At 62.8% G+C, this 23912-nt stretch carries 22 protein-coding genes; 3 read left to right on the plus strand and 19 right to left on the minus strand.

Annotation, left to right across the window (positions count from 1 at the left end; genetic code table 11):
• Window positions 1-68: 68 nt before the first annotated feature.
• From PAA8504_RS04430 to rsfS, 7 genes are all read right to left on the minus strand, one after another.
• On the minus strand, window positions 69-533 hold the full coding sequence (locus tag PAA8504_RS04430; RefSeq protein ID WP_108892960.1) for a hypothetical protein: 465 nt from the start codon (window positions 531-533) through the stop codon (window positions 69-71).
• Window positions 533-1015, minus strand: a complete 483-nt coding sequence (locus PAA8504_RS04435; protein WP_108892961.1) for an RNA pyrophosphohydrolase — start codon at window positions 1013-1015, stop codon at window positions 533-535. The genes PAA8504_RS04430 and PAA8504_RS04435 overlap by 1 nt, the downstream gene beginning before the upstream one ends.
• Window positions 1012-2358, minus strand: coding sequence for a carboxyl-terminal processing protease CtpA (locus tag PAA8504_RS04440; RefSeq protein WP_108892962.1), 1347 nt, complete (start codon window positions 2356-2358; stop codon window positions 1012-1014). Before PAA8504_RS04440 ends, PAA8504_RS04435 begins: the two co-directional genes overlap by 4 nt.
• Before the next feature lie 7 nt (window positions 2359-2365).
• Window positions 2366-3484 (minus strand): murein hydrolase activator EnvC family protein, encoded by a 1119-nt coding sequence (locus PAA8504_RS04445; protein ID WP_108892963.1) that lies wholly within the window; start codon window positions 3482-3484, stop codon window positions 2366-2368.
• Window positions 3481-5004: a 2,3-bisphosphoglycerate-independent phosphoglycerate mutase gene (gene gpmI / locus PAA8504_RS04450; protein ID WP_108892964.1), complete on the minus strand. Its 1524-nt coding sequence runs from the start codon at window positions 5002-5004 to the stop codon at window positions 3481-3483. Before gpmI ends, PAA8504_RS04445 begins: the two co-directional genes overlap by 4 nt.
• A 61-nt stretch (window positions 5005-5065) precedes the next feature.
• Window positions 5066-5536 carry a 23S rRNA (pseudouridine(1915)-N(3))-methyltransferase RlmH gene (rlmH, locus tag PAA8504_RS04455; RefSeq protein WP_108892965.1) on the minus strand — a complete coding sequence of 157 codons (471 nt, stop codon included), beginning with the start codon at window positions 5534-5536 and terminating at the stop codon, window positions 5066-5068.
• Window position 5537: 1 nt separating this feature from the next.
• A complete protein-coding gene (gene rsfS / locus PAA8504_RS04460) occupies window positions 5538-5906 on the minus strand; it encodes a ribosome silencing factor (RefSeq protein WP_108892966.1) in 369 nt (122 codons plus the stop codon).
• A gap of 246 nt (window positions 5907-6152) precedes the next feature.
• Here rsfS and PAA8504_RS04465 point away from each other — a divergent pair, with 246 nt between their 5' ends.
• Entirely contained in the window at window positions 6153-7115 is a 963-nt protein-coding gene (locus PAA8504_RS04465) for a YihY/virulence factor BrkB family protein (protein WP_108892967.1), read from the plus strand.
• On the opposite strand, the gene PAA8504_RS04470 is transcribed toward PAA8504_RS04465, so the two are convergent.
• The 3 genes from PAA8504_RS04470 to PAA8504_RS04480 form a co-directional block, all read right to left on the minus strand.
• Window positions 7116-7847: a Crp/Fnr family transcriptional regulator gene (locus PAA8504_RS04470; protein ID WP_108892968.1), complete on the minus strand. Its 732-nt coding sequence runs from the start codon at window positions 7845-7847 to the stop codon at window positions 7116-7118. It lies immediately after the preceding gene.
• Between the two features lie 136 nt (window positions 7848-7983).
• On the minus strand, window positions 7984-8349 hold the full coding sequence (locus PAA8504_RS04475; protein ID WP_108892969.1) for a hypothetical protein: 366 nt from the start codon (window positions 8347-8349) through the stop codon (window positions 7984-7986).
• 5 nt (window positions 8350-8354) lie between these two features.
• Window positions 8355-8660 (minus strand): ElaB/YgaM/YqjD family protein, encoded by a 306-nt coding sequence (locus PAA8504_RS04480; RefSeq protein WP_108892970.1) that lies wholly within the window; start codon window positions 8658-8660, stop codon window positions 8355-8357.
• On the opposite strand from PAA8504_RS04480, the gene PAA8504_RS21765 reads away from it, so the two are divergent.
• Entirely contained in the window at window positions 8653-9597 is a 945-nt protein-coding gene (locus PAA8504_RS21765) for a hypothetical protein (protein ID WP_146190452.1), read from the plus strand. The two genes, PAA8504_RS04480 and PAA8504_RS21765, sit on opposite strands and share 8 nt — an antisense overlap.
• Here PAA8504_RS21765 and PAA8504_RS04490 read toward each other — a convergent pair.
• The 6 genes from PAA8504_RS04490 to PAA8504_RS04515 are packed head-to-tail and all read right to left on the minus strand — an operon-like array spanning window position 9579 to window position 15291.
• Window positions 9579-10313, minus strand: coding sequence for a gamma-glutamyl-gamma-aminobutyrate hydrolase family protein (locus tag PAA8504_RS04490; protein ID WP_108892972.1), 735 nt, complete (start codon window positions 10311-10313; stop codon window positions 9579-9581). The genes PAA8504_RS21765 and PAA8504_RS04490 overlap by 19 nt on opposite strands.
• Complete coding sequence (locus PAA8504_RS04495; RefSeq protein ID WP_181375688.1) at window positions 10310-11266, minus strand: amidoligase family protein; 957 nt, start codon at window positions 11264-11266, stop codon at window positions 10310-10312. Before PAA8504_RS04495 ends, PAA8504_RS04490 begins: the two co-directional genes overlap by 4 nt.
• A gap of 34 nt (window positions 11267-11300) precedes the next feature.
• A complete protein-coding gene (locus tag PAA8504_RS04500; protein ID WP_108892974.1) occupies window positions 11301-12848 on the minus strand; it encodes a phospholipase D family protein in 1548 nt (515 codons plus the stop codon).
• On the minus strand, window positions 12845-14560 hold the full coding sequence (locus PAA8504_RS04505) for a sensor histidine kinase (RefSeq protein ID WP_108892975.1): 1716 nt from the start codon (window positions 14558-14560) through the stop codon (window positions 12845-12847). Before PAA8504_RS04505 ends, PAA8504_RS04500 begins: the two co-directional genes overlap by 4 nt.
• Before the next feature lies 1 nt (window position 14561).
• Complete coding sequence (locus PAA8504_RS04510; protein WP_108892976.1) at window positions 14562-15128, minus strand: RNA polymerase sigma factor; 567 nt, start codon at window positions 15126-15128, stop codon at window positions 14562-14564.
• Window positions 15121-15291 carry a NepR family anti-sigma factor gene (locus tag PAA8504_RS04515; protein ID WP_108892977.1) on the minus strand — a complete coding sequence of 57 codons (171 nt, stop codon included), beginning with the start codon at window positions 15289-15291 and terminating at the stop codon, window positions 15121-15123. Before PAA8504_RS04515 ends, PAA8504_RS04510 begins: the two co-directional genes overlap by 8 nt.
• Before the next feature lie 112 nt (window positions 15292-15403).
• Here PAA8504_RS04515 and PAA8504_RS04520 point away from each other — a divergent pair, with 112 nt between their 5' ends.
• A complete protein-coding gene (locus tag PAA8504_RS04520) occupies window positions 15404-16228 on the plus strand; it encodes a response regulator (RefSeq protein WP_108892978.1) in 825 nt (274 codons plus the stop codon).
• A 239-nt stretch (window positions 16229-16467) separates the two neighbouring features.
• Here PAA8504_RS04520 and PAA8504_RS04525 read toward each other — a convergent pair whose 3' ends face one another.
• From PAA8504_RS04525 to PAA8504_RS04535, 3 genes are all read right to left on the minus strand, one after another.
• Window positions 16468-16659 carry a DUF1328 domain-containing protein gene (locus PAA8504_RS04525; protein ID WP_108892979.1) on the minus strand — a complete coding sequence of 64 codons (192 nt, stop codon included), beginning with the start codon at window positions 16657-16659 and terminating at the stop codon, window positions 16468-16470.
• A 101-nt stretch (window positions 16660-16760) separates the two neighbouring features.
• On the minus strand, window positions 16761-22043 hold the full coding sequence (locus tag PAA8504_RS04530; RefSeq protein ID WP_108892980.1) for a translocation/assembly module TamB domain-containing protein: 5283 nt from the start codon (window positions 22041-22043) through the stop codon (window positions 16761-16763).
• A gap of 12 nt (window positions 22044-22055) precedes the next feature.
• On the minus strand, window positions 22056-23852 hold the full coding sequence (locus PAA8504_RS04535) for an autotransporter assembly complex protein TamA (protein WP_108892981.1): 1797 nt from the start codon (window positions 23850-23852) through the stop codon (window positions 22056-22058).
• Window positions 23853-23912 lie beyond the last annotated feature (60 nt).

Consider the following 23912-nt stretch of genomic DNA (forward strand, 5'->3'; position numbering starts at 1 on the left):
CCCTATTATGTTCTCATTTCGTTCTTACTTGGAGTCCCGCTTTGTCGCACAAGCAGGACGACCTCGGGTCACTCGACCGGGCAGCCCTCTCCGGTGATGCACTCCACCACCGTAGCGATCTGCTGCGAGGACGGGTCGGTGAACACCCATTGCGGGCAGGCATTCACGTCCAGAACCACGTCGTCACCATCCTGACGCAGGAAGGCCAGTGTTGGCACCCCGGGGGTGATCGAACCGCAGACATTCGTAATGCATTCGACCTGAAGAACGACCTGATCCTTGGTCGGATCGTCGAACCCCTCCAACGTCAAGGCATCGCCTTCGAACACGGCAGGGATGGAGGTTTGCCTGCCTTGGGTCCCATCCGCGGGCAGCGAAACCTCATCATAAGTAAACGTGCCCAGCACGATGCGATACCGTTCGTCCGACTGGACGGCTTCGCGGGTGGATTGCGCCACCGACGGGGCAAGGCAGGACAGGGCGAACGCGGGCTGCGCGCAGACCAGGGACAGAAGAAGGGCCGTGCGGAACATCAAAGCTTATCCTCGAACTCGGAAAAGATGCGATCGTAGACGTCGCGCTTGAACGGAACGATCTGCTCGACCAACTCGGAGGGCTGCATCCAGGTCCACGCGCTGAACTCGGCATGGTCGGTATGGATGTCGATATCCGCATCCCGCCCGCGGAAACGGCATAGCAGCCATTTCTGCTTCTGCCCCCGATACTTCCCCTTCCAGATCCGCCCCAGCAGCTCGTCCGGAAGGTCGTAATAGACCCAATCCGACACCTCCGCCTCGACCTCTACCTTGTCGCGGGAGACGCCGGTTTCCTCTTCCAGTTCGCGCAGGGCCGCATCGCGGGGGCTTTCGCCCGCGTCGATCCCGCCCTGAGGCATTTGCCAGGCGCCCTGATCATGGTCGATCCGGCGCCCGGCGAAGATGTGCCCATCGGCATTCACCAATACCACCCCCGCGCAGGGACGATAGGGCAGATCCTCGCGCGTGGGGCGGCTCATTGCCGGGGGCCCAGGGCCATCAGACCCTTCAGGATGTCGATGGCATAGGCCAGCTGGTAATCCTCGTCCCGCAACTGGGCGGCCTGCTCGGCAGCTTCCTGTTCCTGAAGAATGATCTCCTGCTCGTCCTCGCTCAACGAGTCGTTCTCGAGCGAGCCGCGCAGATCGGCTTCGGTCCGGCTGAACCGTGCTGCCGCGCCGTCATCCTCGTCCTCGATCTCGGCTTCAGGGTCGCGGATCGGCTGCTGCACCACGATGTCGGGCGATACGCCCAGCGCTTGGATGGACCGGCCCGACGGCGTGTAATAGCGCGCCGTGGTCAGGCGCATCGCACCTTCGCCCCGCAGCGGCATGACCGTCTGGACCGAGCCCTTGCCGAACGACTTGGTGCCGACGACGATGGCCCGCCGGTGATCCTGAAGCGCACCCGCCACGATCTCGGACGCCGAGGCCGAGCCGCCATTAATCAGAACGACCATGGGCTTGCCCTCGGCCAAGTCCCCTTCGGTCGCGTTCACGCGGTCGCTGTCTTCCTGCTCGCGCCCGCGGGTCGACACGATCTCGCCCTCCTCGAGGAAGGCATCGCTGACGCGGATCGCCTGGGTCAGAAGTCCGCCGGGGTTGTTGCGCATGTCCAGGACGAAGCCGTTCACCTCGTCCATGCCGCCGGCCTCCTCGACCAGCTCGTTCAACGTCTCTTCCAGCTTGGGATAGGTCTGATCGCTGAAGGTGATGACCCGCAAGACGACCGTGTCCCCTTCCAGGCGGCCACGCACGGCGGTCAGCTCGATCGTATCGCGGATGATCGACACGTCGAAGGGCTCGTCCCGGCCTTCACGAACCACTGTGATCACGATCTCGGACCCGACGGGGCCGCGCATCAGCTCGACCGCGTCGTCCAACGTCAGGCCCAAGACGCTTTCGCCATCCACATGGGTGATGAAATCACCGGCTTCCATGCCCGCCTCGAAGGCCGGGGTGCCGTCCATGGGACTGACGACCTTCACAAAGCCTTCTTCCTGCGTCACCTCGATCCCGAGGCCGCCGAACTCACCGCGTGTTTGGGTCCGCATCCGGTCGGCATCGTCGGGGGATAGGTAGGACGAATGCGGATCGAGCGAGGTCAGCATCCCGTCGATGGCGGCCTCGATCAACTCTTTCTCGGAGACTTCCTCGACGTATTGAACACGGATCCGCTCGAAAATGTCGCCGAACAGGTCGAGCTGTTCGTAGACGCTGGAATTGTCGGAATTCTCCTGGGCGATCAGGGGCCCGGCGACCTGCGTCGTCAGGAGAACGCCTGCCACGGTTCCGCCAATGGCGGCCATCGCGAATTTCTTCATCTCTGCCTCATCCTTGATCGCGTGCGAACCAGTCGGCCGGGTCTTGAGGCTGACTGTCCTGCCGCACTTCTATATATAACCTTTGGCTCTCGACCGCCTCGCCTTCGCGCTGGAAGCCCGCCATCCCGGCCTCGTCGAGGCCGCCCATCACACCGATCGGGGCCCCGGCCGGAAGCACTTCACCCGTGGCACCATAGACTTTGCCCATCCCGGCGAAAACCATCAGATATCCCGCTTCGGGCTCGAGGATCATCACATTCCTGTAGTTCAGCAGCGGACCGCGGTAGCGGATCGTCGCAGGCCAGGGGGTCGTCACCAGCGCGCCGGGGGCCGTGGCCAGAACCCAACCGGGGCGCGCGACCCCCGCAGCGTCGGCCTCTTCGAACCCGCGGACCACCCGCCCCGAGGCGGGAAGGCCAAGCTGACCCCGCGCGGTCGCGAAATCCGGCATCCGCGCGCTTTGCTCATCCGGCGGCAGCGCGGACAGGCTGTCGGCGAAATCGGTCAGGGTCTGCGTGTTCGCGGCCAGCCTTTGCATCGTCTCGTCGTCTTCGGTGATCCGGCGCGGTAGACCTGCGCGCGCCTCGATCGCCGAGGCCAGGCGCGCGCGGGCATCTTGCCATGCGGCCAGCCCATCCTCGAGGTCCGTCAGCGCCGCGTTCTGAAGCGACCGTAGCATCGTCACCTCGCGCAGGTCGGCGCGTAGCGCCTCGACCTCGCCCATCAATGCGGGGGTGACATCGCTCATCAGCATACCGGCCCGGGCCGTCGCGGTTGGACCCGACGGATGGAGGAGCATCGTTGCCTCGGGCGCCCGCTCCATCGCCATGAGGGCGGTCAGAACGGCCTCGAACCGGGCGCTTTCGGCCCCCAGCCGGTTCGCCACTCGGTCCTCGCGCACCTTCGCCGCACGCAAACCGTCGCGCATGGCGCTCAGGCCATCCTCATAGGCACGGATCACCCGGGTCAGGGCGTCGATCCGGTCGTATCCTTCCGTCGCAGCGTCCAGATCCGCAGCCGCCGCATTCAACTGCGCAGCTGCCGCGCGGGTCAGCGCCTCGGGATCGGGCTGGGCCGAAAGCGGTGCCGCCAGAAGCAGGAACAGAAGAACGGCGCGGATCGTCATCTTCGGATCAGGCTCTCTCCGGTCATTTCATCGGGCTGCGGCAAGCCCATCAATTCCAGCAATGTCGGCGCCAGGTCGGCCAGACGCCCATCGGCCAGCTCCGCGCCGTCCGGACCGCCGACCAGGATGCAAGGCACCAGGTTCAGCGTATGCGCGGTGTGGGGCCCGCCGGTTTCGGGGTCGACCATCGTTTCGCAATTGCCGTGGTCCGCGGTCACGATCATCGCACCACTCTGACGCTGCAACGCCTCCAAGACCCGGCCCAAGCCATTGTCCACGGCTTCGCAGGCCGCCTTGGCGGCGTCCAGATCACCGGTATGACCGACCATGTCGGGGTTGGCATAGTTGCACACGATCAGGTCATAGCCTGCGTCGATGGCCTCGACAAAACGATCGGTCACTTCGTCCGCGCTCATCTCGGGCTGCATGTCGTAGGTGGCGACCTTGGGAGATTTGGGCATCGTGCGATCCTCGCCCTCCTCCGGGATCTCTTTCCCGCCATTGAGGAAGAACGTCACATGCGGATATTTCTCGGTCTCGGCAACGCGGAACTGCCGCAGACCGTGTTTCGCGACCCATTCACCCAAGGTGTTCACCAGCTTGCGTTTGGGAAACACCGTTTTGAACCACTGGGTGTGATCGTCGCTGTATTCCACCATGCCCAGAAGGGCTGCAAATTGCGGGCGGGCGGTCACGTCGAACTCGGCAAACTCAGGCTGGCCGATCGCGCGCAGGATTTCGCGGGCCCGGTCGGCACGGAAATTCAGGCAGAACACACCGTCGCCGTCCTTCATTCCCGAATAGCCTTCGATGACCGTGGCGGCGACGAACTCGTCCGTCTTTCCGGCGTCATAGGACTGTCTGACGGCCGCGTTGGGGTCGCGGGCCACCGCCTCGCCATGGGCATCGACCATCGCGCGATAGGCGGTCTCGACCCGCTCCCACCGGGTGTCGCGGTCCATGGCATAATACCGTCCCGTGACGGTGCCTATGCTTACCCCGTCTGGCAGTTTCGCGGTCAGATCGGCGAGGAAATCCAAAGCGGATTGCGGGGCTACGTCGCGGCCGTCCGTGATTGCATGGATCACGACGGGCACGTTCGCGTCCCGCATCGCCTTCGCGGCAGCCACCATGTGGTCCAGATGTCCGTGAACGCCCCCGTCCGAGACAACGCCCATCAGATGCGCGGTCCCGCCACTGCCCCCGAGGGTTCCGGCGAAGTCCTGAAGTGCAGGGTTCTGGAAGAACGATCCGTCCTCGATCGCCAGGTCGATCTGGCCAAGATCCATGGCCACGACCCGCCCGGCGCCAATATTGGTATGCCCGACCTCGGAATTGCCCATCTGTCCTTTGGGCAAACCGACATCCGGCCCGAAGGTCGTCAGGTGCGAGGAGGGTCCGGCCGCACGGATGCGGTCGAAATTCGGGGTTTCGGCCAATGCCGGGGCGTTCGCGTCTGTCGTGTCCCGATCACCCCACCCGTCGAGGATGCACAGAACGACAGGTTTCGGCGTGGTCATGGTCCGGCCTCTTCGATGGTTCGCCCCCTAGTTAGCCGCGTAAGCGGCCAGCGCAAACCTTTCAGGCACGATGATAGGGACTTCCTGCCAATATCGACGCGGCACGGTAAAGTTGTTCGGTCAGCATGACCCGCGCCAGCATGTGCGGCCAGACCATGCGGCCGAACCGAATCGACGCGTCGGCTTGGTCGCGCAGAGCGGGTGCAAGCCCGTCCGCCCCGCCGATGACGAAACACAGGTCGGGGCGCCCTTCGTCGCGCCAAGCCGCCAAAGTATCGGCGAAATCGGGAGACGTCATCTCGCGCCCGCGTTCGTCAAGCGTGACGAGGACAGCGCCGCCGGGCACGGATTTCAGAAGCACCTCGCCCTCGGCCTCGGGTCCCGAGACCTTGCGCGTTTCAACCTCGACCTCTTCGAGAGGGCCAAGAGACAGGGCGCGGCCCGTTCGGTTGAACCGCGTCGTATAGTCGTCGATCAAAGCGCGCTCGGGGCCGGAACGAAGCCGGCCCACCGCGCAGATTCGCAGCCGCACGTCAGTAGCGGGCCGCTGCCTGTTCAGGCGAAAGCCACATCTTCTCGAGCTGGTAGAACTCGCGAACCTCGGGGCGGAACACGTGAACGATGACGTCACCGGTGTCGATCAGCACCCAATCGCCGCTGTCCTTGCCCTCGACCTTGGACAGAACGCCGTGATCCTGCTTCAGCCGGTCGGTCAGACGGTCGGCAATCGAGATGACCTGGCGGGTCGACCGGCCGGACGCCACGATCATGTAGTCGGCCATTTCGGACTTGCCCCGCAGATCGATCTGCACGACGTCTTCGGCCTTGTCGTCATCAAGGGATGTAAGAATTTCGGCCAGAAGCTGCTCGGCATCCAGCACAGTTTCGGATTGACCGCTCATATGGCCAGACCGGGTCGCGGCGTCACCATGGGCCGCACTCTCAACAAGAGACAGGACATTGTCCTCCTTCTCGATCGCGCCGAAGACCCCGGCGCAGGGACATCCCTATAGTAGCAATTCCGGCCCGCCTGTCCAACGGATATGCGACACCCTACCGCAGGCAGGACCGTTGCCATTGGATGACAGTCGGGGTGCGCCGACCCTATCTCATCTGCGCCAGCGGTGAACCGCGCTATAATCAGTGACATGGCCGATACGGAAACCAGTCCAATTTCGCGACAGAACCGCAGTTCGACTCTCGGGCCAGGACTGGGCTGGCGGGCGTGGTACCAATCGACGAAAGCCGTTTTTCTTGGTCTGAACGACAGCAATATTGCCCTGATCTCGGCGGGCGTGGCATTCTACGGGATGCTGGCCATCTTCCCGACGCTGGCCGCCATCATCGCGATCTGGGGATTCTTTGCCGATCCGGACGCGGTCTACGGGCAGCTTGCCACCATGCGCGGCATCATCCCCGGGGACGCCTACGCCATTCTGGACGAGCAGATCACGTCGCTGATCACCGCGAACTCCTCGACCCTTGGATGGACCACCATCATCTCCCTGTCTGCCGCGATATGGTCGTCGCGCGCGGGGGTGGCGGCGCTGATCCGGGGGTTGAACGCCGTCTACAACGAGAAGAACCGCGTGGGCCTGCGCCAGATGGCGGCCGCGTTCGGGGTGACGTTCCTGCTGATCGGCGTGGCCCTCGTGGCGCTTTTGTCGGTCGTGATCCTGCCGATCGTTCTTGCTGTTCTGCCTTTGGGGCCGATCACCGCGCTTCTGGTCGCCAGCGTTCGGTGGATCGTCGCTTTGGCCGTGGTCATTGTTGGGATCGGCGTGGTGTATCGCTTTGGGCCCAACCGCAGAAAGGCCCGCGTTCCGTGGCTGACGCCGGGGGCCCTGGTGGCTGTCATCATCTGGGGCGCGATTTCGTACGGGTTCAGCTATTATCTGTCGAATTTCGGGCGCTATAACGAGGTTTACGGCGCCTTGGGGGCCGTGATCGCGCTGCTGATGTGGCTTTACCTCAGCGCATTTTCGGTTCTGCTGGGCGCTGCCCTCAACGCGGAGCTGGAACGCAGGACACGGGTGGATTCCACGGTCGGTCCGTCCCGTCCGATGGGAGAGCGTAAAGCCACGGCAGCGGACGTCTTCATCGGCGATTGATCACATCAGGGGACGTTCGGCCAGGCAGGCGCCTTTTCCGGCCATCGCCAGCCCCCGCAACCCGGCGAGGTCGATAATGCGCAGCTTTCGATCCGTCCAGGTCGCCAACTCTCGCTCTCGCAATTTGGCAAGAGTCTTGTTTGTGTGAACCAGCGACAAGCCCAAGGTATCGGCCAGATCCTGCTGTCGGAACGGGAAATCCAAGGTGTCGCCTTCCGTCAGTTTCAGCCTATTGGCCCGCTCCCAGATCTGCGAAAGCCCCCAGGCGACCCGTTCTATGGCGGACCGCTGTCCGATGCTGGCCAAGGCTTCGCCCAGGAAATGCTCTTCGGTGGCGGCCAGCCATGTCACGTCGTAGGCGCGTTGCGGCTCGCTTTGGAACAGTGACAGGAACTCGGAACGCTGGAACACGCAAAGCGTCATGTCCGTGGACGCAACCACGCTGTGACCCATCTCGGCGGCGACGGCGCCCTGTAAACCAATGAAGTCGCCGGGCATCAGGAAATTGATGACCTGGCGTCGCCCGTCGGGGAGGGTCTTATACCTCAGCCCCATTCCCGAAAGAACGGTAAACAGTTGGGGAGAGCGGCTGGTTTCCGAAAGGATCGGGGTACCCGGGGCCACGCGAAGCTCGCCGGATTTGAATTGCCGCATGAAGTCGACTTCGGCCGCCGTCATTTCGGAAAAAATGCTGAGAGAGCGCAGGGGGCAGTTCAGGCAGTCCGTGGACATGTCTTCAAATGGTTCCAGCTATGTCATCGGTTAATTGACCGAGAGGTATCATGTTCCAATCTGGTGTGGAACTAGCCAAGTGATCTTACAGGAAAATCTGCCGCCCGCGACGGATTTCACGCCGCGGGCGGTCGTATCAGCGGTTGCGCCGACGCATGGCGCGGCCGGCCGCAATCCCCATGACGACGGCGTTAACCACGGCGGCCGTGCTCAGCGCGGGGCTGTTCATCGGGTTCTGCATCTCGCTCGCGGCCTCTTTAGGGACTACGCGTGGGGGATAACGAGAGAATGCCAGCGCGACCAATCCGATTACCAGGCATACACCGCCTATGATGAGGGCAGCGGGAATGACACCAACCGCATCGACCAACGCAACCCAGACAGCAACGCCGAGGAACACCAAGGCAAGAAGCAGGAAAAGAGCGCCTATGGCGCCCCATTTCGCGCGCCGCGCTGCGCTCTTGATCGCGAAGCGCAGTGCGGCGATTTGCGGTCCGAACATATGGATCAGCGACGGCTGAACAAGCCGATCAGCAGGCCTACGCCCGCCGCGATGCCCAGCGCCTGAGCCGGATTCTGGCGCACATAGGCCTCGATGTCGTCCACGCGTCCTTGTGCTTCATCGCGGATTTCGTTGGCGCGACGGCGCGCTTCGCCCTGATACTCGCGCGATTTCGTCCGGCCATAGTCGCCGAGCGTCTCGGTCAGGCGGGAAATGTCTGCCTTGAGAGCGTCGACCTGTCGCGACAGATCCTCCGTCGTGGGGTTCGACTTCGCCGGGTTCATCTCGTCGTTGGAAACTGCCTTGACCATCGGGCGGACCTTTCTTGTTGGGTGGACGTTGCACCCTCAATGCCGCCTGCGACCGATTGTTCCGTCGTCAGGGTGCCGCGCTGTGACTGTCACTATCGGCAGCGAGGGAGGATTTCTCGATATCTTCGCGATGCTTTCTCTGTTCGGTCCGTTCCTTGGAAACCAAAGTGAAAACGGAGAAGATGAGCAGCGTCATCAAGGCGAGCAAGGGGATGAGCCAACTGAAGTCCATTACAAGTACTCCTGCACCATAAAGAAGCGCAACATTCTGCCTTTATGCGTGTTCCCCATCACAAGCCGCCTGCGACGCTATAGCCCACCAAGGAGACGACCCAAGATGCAAAGGCTTACCCAGCTTCTCGACCTAGACGCGCTGGCGGGGGACGACAGGTTTCCGATCCGGGCCTTGTTCCATGATGCCGACAGTCGCCGCCTGCAGATGGCGGCCATCGACATCGGCGGATGGCTGGACCGGCGCGAAGTCCTCGTTTCTCTCGACCGGTTCGGCGCGCCCGGCGATGACGCTTGGCCGGTCTCCATGACGCGGGACGAACTTCATGACGCCCCCGAATGGACCGATGACTCGGCCGCTGCCTCGGCGCTGCCGCCGCTGATCGTCGGTCCCTTCGGGTACACCTTCTCCCCGATGTTGATGGCCGCTGGCATGGCCACATCGGCCGACCGGACGGTGCCAGCCGATCCCGATGAAGGAAACGCCGATCTTGTCAGCCGTTCAGGCGGGCGGGTGAAAAATATGGAAAGGTGCAGCGATCTGCTGGGCCGTGATGCGTTCGGCCCGGGGGGCAACATGGGAAAGGTCGCGGATCTGGTGATCGAGGACATGACCGTCACCGGCATCATCACCGAAGACGACACCCGTGTTCCCCTTGCCCGGCTGCGCCACATCGCGGAACAAGGTCACTTCGTCTTCGACTGAGCCCACGCCGGCGCATCTAGGTCGACCCGGGGCAGCTGCGCCTCGGACGCCGCGCGGGCGCGGGCGGCGGCGACCAGCGCGCGGAAGATGGCGCGCTGACGATGGGCGTAGAACAGATGTTCGGGGTGCCACTGGACGCCAAGGGCAAACGGTTCTTCGGTCCGCTCGATCGCCTGTATCATGCCGCCGGTGTCACGTGCGGCGACGCGAAGCCCGCGGCCCAAGGTCGATACGGCCTGGGAATGCAGGGCGTTGACCTTCATCGGCACCGTGTCCGCGTGCCGAGCCAGGCGTGTTTCGGGTACGATCCGGACCGTCTTGCGCGGCAGGATCGTCCAGTGCCGGTCCGACGTGGTATAAGTTCCATAGGCGTCCTGGTCCAAACGCCCGCCCAGCGCCACGTTCAGCATCTGCGATCCACGGCAAATGCCCAGCACGGGCTTGCCTTGGTCCATCGCTTCCTCGACCAGCCGCTGCTCCATTGCGTCTCGCTCGGTGTCCAGCCGGGACGACGTGATGATCTGCCCGCCATAGAGATCGGGCGAGATATCGTCGCCGCCGCCAATGATCAGCCCGTCGACATCGGCCACATCCGAGGGCTTGCCGGCGACCCAACGCACCGCGCGCCCGCCAGCCAGCCAGACGTTGAACGCCACGAGCGGAAAAATGCGCCACCCCGATCTGGTCGACGTCGTGACACCGATCGTCGGCTTCATGGAAGATCCACTTCCTCGTCCAGGATTTCCGCCGAAACGGCATGCCATCGCCCCGGCATCCCGAACGCCCGGCCTCGGTAATCGCGCCAGCACATCCTAAGTCGGCCTAAAAGATTCGGATCCGACGCGACTCCCTCGACAACGCACCATCGGTTCCACTCCAGGGCAACGGACCAGTCACCCTCTCCTATGCGGCAATCGGGCAGGCGGTAGTGCCAAGCGGGACGCCCGGACTTGTGCGCCATCTGCGGTACGGCCTCGACGACCGCACCGGATTGGTAATGCTTGAGGATCGGCAGAAGGTCGAGCGCGTGGTTCCGGTTCGGTGCATGCTGAAGATACGTCCGAAGTAGCGCATCCAGGCTCCATTCCGCTTCGGGATCACATAATGCGTCGACCAGTACGGAGGGGTATGTTTCCACAAAAGGTTGCAATCGCCGTGAAGGGTCGAGATCCATCCGGGCGCGCATCCAATCCTCCATGAGGGCGAACGCAGTCAGGACCGGCAGGATATCGTCGATCTGGGTTCCCGGCAGCGCCACATTGAGGTGAAGGCCGAAGCCAACAAACAGCCCGTCCCGGGTTCCGAACGCCCCGGCCTCGGCCAGCGCGGCGCAGGCTTGGTCCACCTCGGCGATGCGGTCGGGTTCTATCGGCTCAGTCACGAATTCGACCGGGATAACCGCTCGCCCCATGGCCAAGCCGGCCTTGGCGATATTGCTTTCGACCTTATCCCTAAGGGCGGTATCCAGAAGCACGTCTATGTCGCCGATACGAGACCCCTCGACGGTCCACTCGTACTCGGCGGTCCTGCAGACGGTACCACCCAATGCATCGGCCAGGATCCGGGCAAGTCGGTGTTCGTCCACCCCGCCGCATTCGACTTCGATTCCGACGCGACGCGTATCGCCTTCATGCGAACGTGGGTTGGGAAGCGATCGAATGTCTGTCATGGCCGGGCAACGCGACCCGGCAGGCATCGTTCCGTCAGACCAGTTCGGCCGGGATCCCCGGCAGGTTTGTCCCGAAGCTTTCGGCCTTCTCGACGTCGTAGGGCAACAGGTACCCCTCGCGATTGCCGGGCTGCCGCACCGCGTCCAACTCGGCCTGATCGCGCACCTGCGAGACCAGTGATCCGGACATATCGATGTCGGTCTCGGGCAGCCAGTGGCGCATCGACCGGGCGACCACGTCAGTCGCGAAGACCTCGTCCACATGCAAAAGCCCGGCCTCGGTATCCCAGTGGAGGGACCGACTGTTGAGGTTGGCCGAGCTGACCAGAACGGCACGCCGGTCGAAAACGCTGACCTTCGCGTGGACGTAGATCAACGGCGCGCCCAGGAAGGTCGATCGGTCTTCCTCGTCATCCTGCCCGGGACGGGCATCCCTGCGCTGGGCGGGGCTGGCGAAAAAGCACCGGTCGCCGAATGCCTCCATCACGGTTCGGACGCAACGCGCCTGCAGATATTCTCCGTATCGCGCATCGACCTTGCGCCGCCCCTCGAACGCCACGTCCTCGGGCGCTGCGGGCAGGACCATCAGAAGCTCCAGCTTCTCCGCCTCCCTCGCGCGGGTCGCCAAGGCCTCTGCCAGTTCCACATCACGGAAGAACTGCGTCTCGAAATACAGGAACTGCTCGGAGCGTTCGATCTGCTGCATCGTCTTGTCGGCGATACTGCGCGAGACGACCTCGGGGGCCATACCGACGATGTTGCGCTGCCAGCGCGACGTCGTCGTACAAAACCCCCCCCTTTGAGGCGGAACCTCGGCGGTTGCGGCCACGGTCTGAAGAAGATTGTCGAGATGTGCCTCGCCGGCTTCGGCGGCGTCCCGGTCGCGAACGAGGATCTGGACATCGTGCCAGGTTTCCTCGGCCGCACGGTGATGGCGGGGGGTGTCATAGCGCCGAGGGTTCAGGTCCAGACCCCCGACATACAGGCTGCGGCTGTCGATCACCGCGATCTTCTGGTGATGGGACACGGGATACAGCGGCGGCGGGCTTGGATCGTGCGACTGCACCGTGCCGTCTTCGGCCAACTCCAGCCAAGAGTGCGTGCCCGGCATGTCGTGAAACATGGTGCGCCGCACATCTTCGGGGCGTTCGTTGACGGCGTCCCGAAGGTCCGTAAGCTCTTGCCAGACCTTCGGCCACAGCGCGGTCCGGGCAACCTGTCCAGCCTCGGCGGGGTGCATCGCGGGAATGGTGTTCAGAATGGCGTCAGGCCCGGCAAGCTCGCGGATGGCGGCAAGCTGGCGCATGGTCCGCCAGGTCATCTCGTGCATGTCGGGGGCGATGATCGGGTCGAAATCCGACAGGATCAGATCGACGCGAACGCCTCTGCGCAGGATATGCAGGATCAGGTCGAACCAGTCCTCGCCCACGCCTTGCCCTTCGTCCGACCGAAGCCGGGTCATGCAATCGAATATCCGGAAACCCGCGACGACCCGATGCTCGGCCGAAAGAACCTCACGCTCGAAAACCGGCCAAGCTTCTTCGGCGGTCAGCAAATACTTGATGTCGTCGATACGTTTCATGGCTCTTCAGCGAACTCGCTTGGCTGGAATACCACGGTCACAATGAACATGTCGTCGCGCTTATCGATAGAGTTTTCCGCGTCTAGCTGCATCGAGAACGCATTCATCAGCTGCGTGCCCAAACCTGTCGACACCTCGACTTCCTTGCTTAGCGGTTCACCGATGGAGTTCGATACTTGAAGGCGCACTTCGCCGTTTTCCTGAGCGCGCAAGGTCAGTTCGATCCAAGGCGCGCCGGTCTTTGGCCTTCCGACATATTTCAAGGCGTTCGTGATCGTTTCAGTGACCAGAAGCGACAGGGGCACCGCTTGGTCGGGATAAAGGGCGACTTCGTCCACATCCATGCGCAAGTCGACCCCATTCTCGTGCGCGTCGGAATTGTTGACGCTTTGTGTGACAAGCTCCTCTATCAGCTGCGAGGAATTCACGCGGCTCAGAACGCTCGCCTGGTAAAGGTTGCGGTGAATGGTCGCCAAACCCAGAACGCGGTCCTGCAAACGGCGCAGGATAAAGTGTATCTCGGGGTTCTCGGACTTGCGAAGTTGCATGCTCATCATCGAGGCGATCAGCTGCAAGTTGTTCTTCACGCGGTGATGGACTTCCTTGAGAAGTACGTCCTTCTCGTGCAGGCTGTTTTCCAGATCAGCCTCGTCGCGCACGATCCGTTCCGTCATCTGGTGAAATGCTTCAATGACTTCGCGCAGATCGGACGGCGTGTCCGTCCCATATTGTGGGGAGAGGACCCGCCGGTTCGCCGTGAACGCCCTGATCCGCAGGCGCAGATACCGGATATGACGCACAACCAAGCGATGCACGGCGAAATAGGCGACGCCGATCGTGACCAACCACATGAGCAGGGGAAACAGGATCGCGCTGGCGGCGGTCAATCCGGCCGTGCGTATTGCGTTATCGGGCCAGATCGCGAGGATGTAGATTTCACCGGGGATCAGCGGTGCGACTGTATAGAAATATTCAAGACCATCCACGGATCTGGAATGGAAGCTCCACGGCTCAGGCTCGGGCAAAGTATCCAGGGGTCGGGTCGCTGGAAGCTGAGCGTCGATCTGCTCACGGTTTTCCGGAGAAGAAAGAATGTTCCCCTCGACCGAGAAGGTGACCATCCGCAACGGGCTTAGCGATATGTCGTTCGTTGACGGCAGATCCAGACTTTGCTGGGGAACCGACAGTGCGACGTATCCCAGAAGGGTGCCGTCATCCACGACCGGTTCGACCACGACCACCACGCTACGGTTCGATATCTGCCCAACCACGGCGTGCACGCTGGGGCCCGGCCGTTCAATGAAGTCCTGATAGACATCGCTGTTCGTGATGCTCGTTCCCGCCCCGTCGGACGCGCACCTCACGTCCCCTTCAAGATCAACGAACCCGGCAAAGGCAATGCTTTGGTATGCGTTGACGAACTCGGCCAATTCTGCCGAGCATTCTGGCTCGTCATCAAGCAGGCTGGGAACGACCCGGGACGCCATCTGCGCCGCTCCACGAACGCGCAGCAAGCTTTCGCGTTCGTGCGTCGCTGCGGCCAGCGTCACACCGGTCAGGGCCGCTTCTGCGTTGCGATCCGCCTCGGAAATCACACGATAGGTCTGGACCATCGCGATCAAGCCGATAGGCAACAGTGCCAATCCAAGCAGCGCCACCAAGCGAATATCAAGCCGGTCCAGCCCTTCGATTCCCCGCACGCCGCTCAGCATGTCATCCCTGCCGGGATTGCGAGGCCGACATCACGGAATCGTTGGTCGTATCTCCGATCACGGGATCCTCGTTCGGGTCGAGGCCCATCAGTTCGGCAAGCCGCCGGCGCCCCCGGTTGGCGCGACTCTTGATCGTGCCGACGGCGACGCCGCACATCTCGGCCGCCTCCTCGTAGGCAAAGCCGGACGCACCGACCAGCATCAACGCCTCGCGCTGTTCGTCGGGAAGCTGTTCGAACGCCTTGCGAAAATCGTTCATCGCCAACCGACCGTCATGCGCAGGTCTTTCAGACAAAGACGCCGCCATGGCACCGTCGACATCGGCCACCTCGCGCTTCGCCTTACGGCGGATCGAGTAGAATGCATTGCGTTGGATCGTGAAAAGCCACGCGCGCAGGTTCGTACCTGGTTGGAACTTGTCCATGTTCTTCCAAGCTTTTTCGATCGTATCCTGGACAAGGTCGTCGGCGGCGGCCGAGTTACGGGTAAGGGACATCGCGAACGCACGCAAAGCACCCAAATGCTCGACCAGTTCTTCCCGCGGGTCGCGGTGGGTCTGGTCAGCCATTCTGATCGCCTTTTCCGTGACCGGTCTTTTCCTGGGCCTTCAGCCTATCCAGCAGGCTCTTGAAGCGGTCAGGTACGTCATCCTGTTGTTCTTCCATGTAGACGCGGCGCAGATTTTCGTCGATCTGCCGCATCACGCTCGACGTCTTCTTGTCGTCCGACATTCGGTTCGGTGCCACTTGTTTGTTATGATTTTCTTGCGATCCGGGGAACCAACGCCCCGGGGATCCCGTTAGTTCCAAAACAATTCCGCGAGTTCAGGGACCAATCAAAAGTATGCAAGCAAGATCAGAGCAGGTCGATCTCTCCGACACCATTGGCGACGAACTGCCGTATTTGCGTCGCTATGCACGCGCCCTGACCGGGTCGCAACGCACTGGCGACAACTATGCGGCCGCGACGCTCGAAGCAATTCTTCAGGAACCCACGATATTCGAACGCTCGCTGGAGCCGAAAACGGCCCTGTTTCGCGCCTTTCACATGATCTGGTCGACCGCCGGAGCGCCGACCGCCGATACCGAGGACCCGACCACCCGACTGGAAAGCAGGGCCCTCGACCATATGGCCGGACTGACCAACAACACCCGCGAGGCTCTTCTTTTGTCCACGATCGAGGGGTTCAACTTCGATGAGATCGGAAAGATCATGGAGATGGATGGCCAAGAGGCGTCCGCCCTGGTCGATATCGCGATCTCGGAGATGGAGAAATCCATGACTGGCAAAGTGATGATCATCGAAGACGAAGCCATCATCGCGATGGATATCCATTCGATCGTGTCCGAAATGGGACACAAGATCACCGGCATTGCCCGAACCCGCGACGCTGCGGTCGAACTTGGTTCTCGGGATCGGCCGGACCTGATCCTGGCGGACATCCAGCTGGCAGACAACTCGTCCGGCGTAGATGCGGTCAACGATCTTCTCGCCCAGTTCGGCGACATCCCGGTGATCTTTATCACCGCGTTCCCGGAACGTCTACTGACCGGCGACAAGCCAGAGCCTGCGTTCCTTATCGCCAAACCATACTCGGAGGAGCAGGTGCGATCGGCGGTGAGTCAGGCGATGTTCTTCTCGTCGACGGAGTCTTTGAAGGGCAAGTGAACCACGGGTCCAATGCGAAACTAAAACGGCGGGCTTCGGTGCCGCCGTTCTTCGTTTATCGGGCAGAGAACGGTCTTTGCAGATACTTCTGCAAGTTGCCCAACCCGGGGCTTAGTTGAGAACTTGCATCTAACGGTCCGAATAACTTGGCCGCGCCCTCGACGATATTCCGGTAAATCGCTCAAGTCTGGCGGTTACAGATCGGCGACCGGAACAGCCTCGGGTAACCCCGATCAGGGTCAGTCCCGGGAACTTGAATTATCGGAATTGAAATCGTTCGCCGCCCGAACCCCAACCAAGGCCGCAGCGACGCCGAGGAACACGAAAAACAATGTCTGGGCCAAACCGGCAACCGGGGTTGCCTGGCCGCCGAAGCCGAAAAGCCCGGCCATCAATGCCACTGCAAAAGAAATGAATGCCCAGTACACCATGAGACGTTTTTCCGGTTTATGCTGTTACCTATGGCAAAGCAGGTGGGCGGGTCGTGGTTCCCAAGCATACGTCAAAAAACGTTCGGTTGGCAAAATGTGACCTAGTAGTCACGTTCGAAGAACACGCCAAGGGAAGTCTCGCCCGAGTTCGACGCGCCCCCGCGCACCGTGATGGAGTCGGTGAGATCGAGGTTAAGGTTGATCTCGGCGTCGCCTTCCGAATCCACCGTGACGTCCGTATACAGGTTCTCCGAGATGTATGCCCCTGCGCGGACCCCAACATTCCCATCCTCGTCCGTAGTAAGGTCCAGATCGTCGAGGCCTGTATTATCCCGCAGGGACGAAATGATGCCGATTCCCCCACGGCCGGACAATGTCGCAACCGCATTGGCCAATTGCGCGGCCTGAAGCGGCGAGATTTGATCGATCGAACGTCCGAACAGAAGGCGGGCGAGCACTTCGTCCTGCGGAAGCTCAGGCTCGGAAGAAAATCGAATGTCGGGTTCGGTCGCTTCGCCCTCCAGTATGATCAGGACCGTGACGTCATCGGCCTCGGTCCGCGCGACAAGGCGGATCCGAGGAACGAAATCCCCTGCCAAGGTCGCGCTGCCTTCGGTCAGCACGATACGTTGACCCAGAATATCGAGACGACCGCGGATCAGGTCGAATTGCCCGATAGGAATGACATCCTGCGTCGTGCCCTGTAGTTCCAGCCGACCGCCGAGTTCAGCGTCCAGCCCACGGCCTCGGATGAAGACCTGATTGTCTGCGACAATGGTCAGATCCAGCGGGAACGCGACCCCGCCGCCACCACTTCCGTCAGCGTCGTCTTCGATAAGGTCTGCCTTGACCCGGGTACGGCGAACGTCCGCAGGCTCGTTTACATGCACCAGCCCGTCGGGGATGGGCCCCGTTGCGCCAAGACCGGTGGAAGGCACGCGGATCTCGGTCTCACCCAAGATAATCGTCCCGCCTATGGTCGCGCCGCCTGCCAGCGATCCGTTCAACGTGACCCGCCCATTCGCAGTGGTCCGGTACAAGCGGGGATCCTCGATCACGAGCTGGTTCAACTCGATCCCCAGATCGGCGGCATAACCGGGTGTGAGGCCGATGGTCCCGGCAAGCCGTAGTGCGCCCCCCTCCTGCTTGTTCGCCGTGACGTTGAGAACCGCCTGACTTCCCTGAAGCTGTGCGGTGCCATTGATGTCGTTAAGCACGAATGGGACGCTTGGATCGACCAGCCGTCCTCCCTCGACCGTTATGGTGCCGGACGCGGAAGACGGCTGCAGCGGACCGTTGAGCCCCAGGTCGAACCGCGCCGTTCCGGTCAGGGCACGATTGCCCAGAAACGGGTTAGCAATCCGCAAGGGGGCGTTCCCGGCCACATCGATATTCGCCCGGTCGAAGCTTTGTGCGACCGTTCCATCAACCTGCGCCTGGATCCCTTCGGGACCCGTCAGTGCCACGTCGAGAGAAATGTTCGACCCCTGCTGCCCGGCCCGACCCTGTGCCGTCAACGGCCCGTTCAGGTTCGGAACGAACTGCCCCAGATTGGCCAGCCGGGCGTTGAACGTCAGGTCGCTGGCGCCCCCAAGGATCGATCCGTTCGCCGTTGCATCAAGGCCGGGTGCGTTCAGATTGAACGTCCGCACGCGGATCGGCGCATTCGGACCGGTCCGCACGGCGCTGGCCTGCAACGTGGTGGTGCCCCCAGCCAGAAGCTGGTCGGCTTGCGCGATCCCGGTGCGCAGACCATTGGCACGCAGATCGGCGGTCAGGTCAAAGCGACTTGCGTCCAGCGTTGCGCTGCCGTTCGCCGAAAGGTTGACCGAGCCCGCAAGCGGGCGACCCGCGATGCGGGAAAACCGCGAGAGGTCGGCGGCCCGCACGGTCGCTTCGCCGTCGAACCGGGGGGTGGCGCCCAGCCCCCCAACCTCGCCCAGCACATCGACGACGGCTCCGGCACCGTCGCCGTCCAGCGAAACTTGCCAAACGTCGCCCGTCTCTTCCGCAACCAGGGTGACGTCCGCCGGCCCCGAAAGCTCGGGCAGGATATCTGAAAGTTGAGCGACCGAGATATCGGCCTGCACCGCGTTCGCGCCGTCCCCGCCATAGGTGCCTTGTGCAGTCGCGTTGATCTGCGAATTCCGCAGGATCAATTCGTCCAAGGACAAACGGTCGGCATCCTTCGCACCGTCTACGGACAATTGGGTCACGCCCCGGAACAGGCGGTCGAATTCGGCCTGATCGATCGCCAAATCGCGGGTCTGGCCGGTTGCATCGATGCGCGCCTCGGACAGGTCGAACCGCGCCATGCCTTCGGCCTCCAGATCGACGGCACCGCCCAGATCCCGGTTCGCCAGCGTCGAGAAGACCGACAAATCCGCCACCTCAATCGAGGCCGCGCCGTCAAATGCCGGAACGTCGTCCAGCCCCGTGATCTGCCCGGCCAGATCGATCAGCGCACCTGCCCCGTCGCCTTCAAGATCGATTTGCCAGGCATCATCGACTTCCTCTGCGTCCAACGTGATCTCCGCGCGGCCCGACATCTGAGGGACAACGTCCGATAGCTCGGTAAACAAGATGGCTGCGTCGACGGCATTCTGCCCCGCGCCGCCATAGGTGCCTTCACCCCCGACCCGCACTTGCGGATTCTCCAGGGAAAGCCGTTCGACGAAGATGGTCTCGTCGTTCTTCTCGGCCGTGATGGCCAGGTCGGTTACGCCTTCGAACAACCGGTCCAGTTCGGGCTGACCGACAGCAAGGTTCCGCGTTTGGCCGGTGGTCGCGATTTCGGCCTCCGACAGGTTGAAACGGCTGCGGCCGGCGAGATCCAGATCGACGGTGCCCCCAAGCTCACGGTCAGCAAGCGAAGAGAAGACCGAGAGGTCGTCCACCGAAACCTGCGCCGTGCCTTCGACAAGGGGGGATGCGTCGTCGGCCCGCAGATCAGTCACCGTCGCATCGGCAACAATCCGCGACCCGGCCCCAGTGGCGTCAAGGTCGACAATCCACCCTTCCTGATCCTCGACCGCGTCCAGCACGATATCCGCCGGGCCCTGCATCTCGGGCACGATCTGCGACAGCTCGTCCAAGGCGATGCGCAGGTCCACCTCGCTTTGACCCGAGGCGATGAAAGCATCGCCGTTTACCGCAATCTGCGGATTCTCGACGCGCAATCCCGGCACGGTGAATTGCGGGCCTTCGCGCTGAACCTGTGCCTCGATCTGGGTCTCGCCAGACAGAAGGCGGTCGACCTCGTCTTGCCCGATCTCGATATCCGTCATGGAGCCCGACAGCGCGACATCTGCCTGACGCAAGTTCAGGCGCGATTGCCCACGCGCCGAAAGGTCCACCGATCCGGCAAGCGGACGCCCCAGAATGACGCCGAAATTGGACAGATCATCAGCGACAACGCCCAGGTCGAAGATCGCTAGTGGGCTTTCCGCATCGAGCTCTCGGATCGTGGCATCACCGGCGACGGCTGCTTCGGCGCCCTCGAAGCTCAGGTCGATCCGCCATTCGTCGGCTGGACGTCGTGCGCTTGCCGTTAGGGTGGCCGGACCGCTCAGAGACGGGTCGATCCGGTTCAGATCATCGATCCGGGCTTCCAGTTCCGCCGTTCCGCCATCGGACGTCAGATCGGCCGAGCCGTCGACGTCGATGGCCTCGTTCTGAAGGGAAAGATCACTGACGCGCAGACCGGTTTCGTCCCGGTCAGCCTCTAGCTGCAAGAGTGTCGAGCCGGTCAGAAGGGGATCGACCTGGTCGATCCCCAAGGACAGATCCTGCGTGCGGCCGTCCAAGGTGAGGTCGAACGCCCCTGACAGAGCTTCGGCCGAGAGATCGAGATCGACGGACGCGCCGCCGCCCAGTTGAAGACCGGAAAGCGCCGAGAAGACCGAGAGATCATCCGCGTCCAACTGCGCCTGAAGCGACAGAGGAACATTTTCGCCGTCCGGGTCAACCTCTCCCTGCCCGTTCAGTGTAAAGCCCACGCCCGTCAGGCGCAGGACGCTCATCACGATGGGATCGCCGGCTTCGTAGCCAAGTTCGACCCGGCCGGTCAGATCCTCGCCCAGCGCCGCTTCGAGGCCACCATCGTCCAGCGCCAGGCCGTTGGCATCGAAGTCGAACCCGGCTTCGATATCCAACGTCTCGCCCGCACCCGAAATGACCCCCGATCCATCCAGCGCCAGCCGCGCGATCTCGATTCCGGGTTGGTCGAAGTTCTCGACCACGATCTCGCCAGTCCAGGTTTCGCCCTCGCTGGCATCGAAATTGACGTCGAGACCGACGCGACCGACGCGAATATCGCCACCGACAGGCAGGAGGACGGGCCCGTTTTCCGACGCTATCTCTCCGGTCACGTCGATCAGATCGGGCACACCGTCGGCCCCGATCGACACCTGGCCCTCGAGGCTTAGCGATTGGGCGGAAAGGTCGAGGCTGTCCAAGCGAAACGCCCCGTCGGGGAAGCGTGCGCCCTCGGCCTGAAGCTGGACGTTCGGCCCGAAGAAGGGGCGGTAGGTCGGGGCGAACAGGGCGGTCACGTCGCCACCCAGATCGACGGTGAAGCGGTTCGCGCCGTCCACCTCGTCCAGCGACACGGTGCCTGACAGGCGATCTTCGCCGTCGGTGTCCAGATCGATCTCGGCATCGAAATCCGACAACGGACCCGACCCTTCTACACTGACCGACAGCGCGGGCCGTCCGGGCAGATCGATCAGGCTGGCAACGATCCCGTCCGGGCCTTCTTCCAGGCTGACATCGATGGTTAATTCGCGGCTGCCATTCTCGAAGCTGCCGGCAACCTGGAACACGCCTTCATCGTCCAGACGTTCGGCACGGATGTCGACTTCGCCCTCGCCATCGGCCAACCGGGCCGAGCCTTGCAAGGACAGAACCGCTTCTTCGCCGAGGACGGTCTGGCCCAACTCGATCCTTTCGGCGTCGATCTGGCCGATCTGGATGGACACCGGCAGTTCGGGCAGGGAGAACGGTTGCGCTTCCGGCTGGGGCACGTCCGCCTGTTCTTCGCCTTGGGGCAGGCGCGGCAACAGGATCTCTGCGGCCGCCAGTTCCTCGACCTCGAGGCGTCCGCGCAAAAGGGCGCTGCGATTCCAGTCCAGCACCGCATCGTTCACGGTCAGCCAGGCGCCTTCCTCGTCCGAGATGACGATTTGGGCCACGCGCGCCGTGCTTGACAGCGCCCCTTCGAACCCGCGAACCTGCACCTGGAAGCCGTCCGAAGACAGTCGGTCCTCGATCAGGTTTTCAAGAAACCCGCCCCCATCCTCGTCCGGATCGGGGGTTTCCTGTGCCATGACCGGAAGGACGCCGAGCCCCAGGGACAGAACACAAAGCCGCGTGAACTTGCGCATGGTGAGGTTCCCCTAGAACGCCTGGCCGATACCGACATACACTTCGACGCCGCCGGACTCGTCCTCGTCATCGGGACCGCCAAGCGGTGTCGCGATGTCCAGACGGATGGGTCCGATGGGGCTTAGATACCGGACACCGACCCCCGCGCCCGCATGATTGCGATCCCCGTCGGGGAAGCTGTCGAATCCGACAGTGCCGTAGTCATAGAAGCCGACCACACCGATCCGTTCGGTCACACCAGCGCGCAGTTCGGATTGGAAACCGGCATAGGACGCCCCGCCGGAACGCACGCCGTTATCCAGGAACACACCCAAGGATTGATACCCCTGCCCGCGTACGGATCCGCCGCCGCCCGAATAGAAGCGGTATTCGTTCGGAACCTCGTCAAGCTCGGCCCCCAGGATCGAACCGCCCTGAACGCGGCCGGCGAGCGTGAACCGATCATCCTCGCCGAAGCTCAGATAAGTGCGTGCGTCATAGGTTACGCGGCCACCCGATCCGGTCTGCTCGTTCACGCCCAGAAACGGGGTGGCGGTGAGGTCCAGATAGTACCCGCCTTTGGCGTCCAGCGGGTCCTCGCGCGAATCGTAGGTCGCCGAAAGCGGCGCGATCAGCATGGAATACTCGGTCTCGCCCGCGTCGTCTTCGACAGAGCTGAAGCGATAGCCCAATCCGTATTCGATCTCGATCTGGTCGTTCACATACCGCTGAATGCCCAAGGTCAGCGAGACGGTATCCGAGACATAGTCCTCCTCGTCGAACCGGGCAGCGAGCGCCTCGGCGAAGAAGGTGTTCTCGGGGGCGAAGGTGGCCGGACGCTCGAACCTGGCGCCGAAGGAATAATCGATGCCGCCGGTCCCCCCACCCAGACCCGACACTTCGCCATCCAGACGCAAACGCTCGGCCCCGCCGAACAGATTGCGGTGGATCCAGTAACTGGTCAGTGTCAGCCCCTCGACAGTCGAGATCTCGGCCCCAAAACCGATCCGCCGGGGTGGGAACGCAACAAGGTTCGCATCCACGTCCAGCGTGTCGTTCGGCCCCAGCGTCTCGGCCTCGGTCAGCGCCACGGCCGAGAAGACCTGCGTCCGCCTGAGCCTGCGCGCGACATCGTCGATATCCTCCGGACTGTAGATATCGCCCGTCGGAAAACCCGCGATCGCGCGCAGTCGCTCGGGGCGCACAGCCTCCTGCCCGGTTAGGATCAGGTCGCCGAACCGCACCAACGGTCCCGGCGCAACTCCGATCTGCGCCGCGAGGCGGTTTTCCTCGTGCTGCGCAACGACCGACTGGTCGCCGATATCAGCCTTGGCATGGCCGACCTGACGCCAGCCCAGAACTGCCGCCTGTGCGGCATCGCGAATGACACCGGATTCCCCGGGCCTGCCGACGCGAAACCCGTCGGGAAGCTCGGTCTCCGGAGCCAAGGGCCCAATCTCGGCGGTCGAGAACGCATAGACCGGTCCCGGCTGCACCCGGACATTGACGCTTTGGATCGATCCAAGCCGGGTTAGCGGAGAGATATCGGCCGCCTCGGTTCCGTTCACCGTGATATTGATGACGGGCCCGTATCGCCCGTCGGCATATAAGGCCCCCACCAGCCGACCGTAATCGGCGCGCGCGGCGGCCAGAAGCTCGGCTGGGTCGGTCACATCTTCATTGACGGCCGCCACCAGAAGCGAAGCACGGCGCAGGTCTTCGGTCAGGTTCTCGGACCCGGCAACCTGAAACGACAGATTTTCGAAAGCCGACGCTGGCAGCGCAAGACATACTGCGGCGAAACTTGCGCCGAGAAAGCGTCCCTTCACGTATTGGCCCCCCGCTGAGCAACATTATCCACTTTAGAGAGCCATTGATGGGTCCGCCAC

The sequence above is a fragment of the Palleronia abyssalis genome (assembly GCF_900302445.1).
Lineage (GTDB): Bacteria > Pseudomonadota > Alphaproteobacteria > Rhodobacterales > Rhodobacteraceae > Palleronia > Palleronia abyssalis.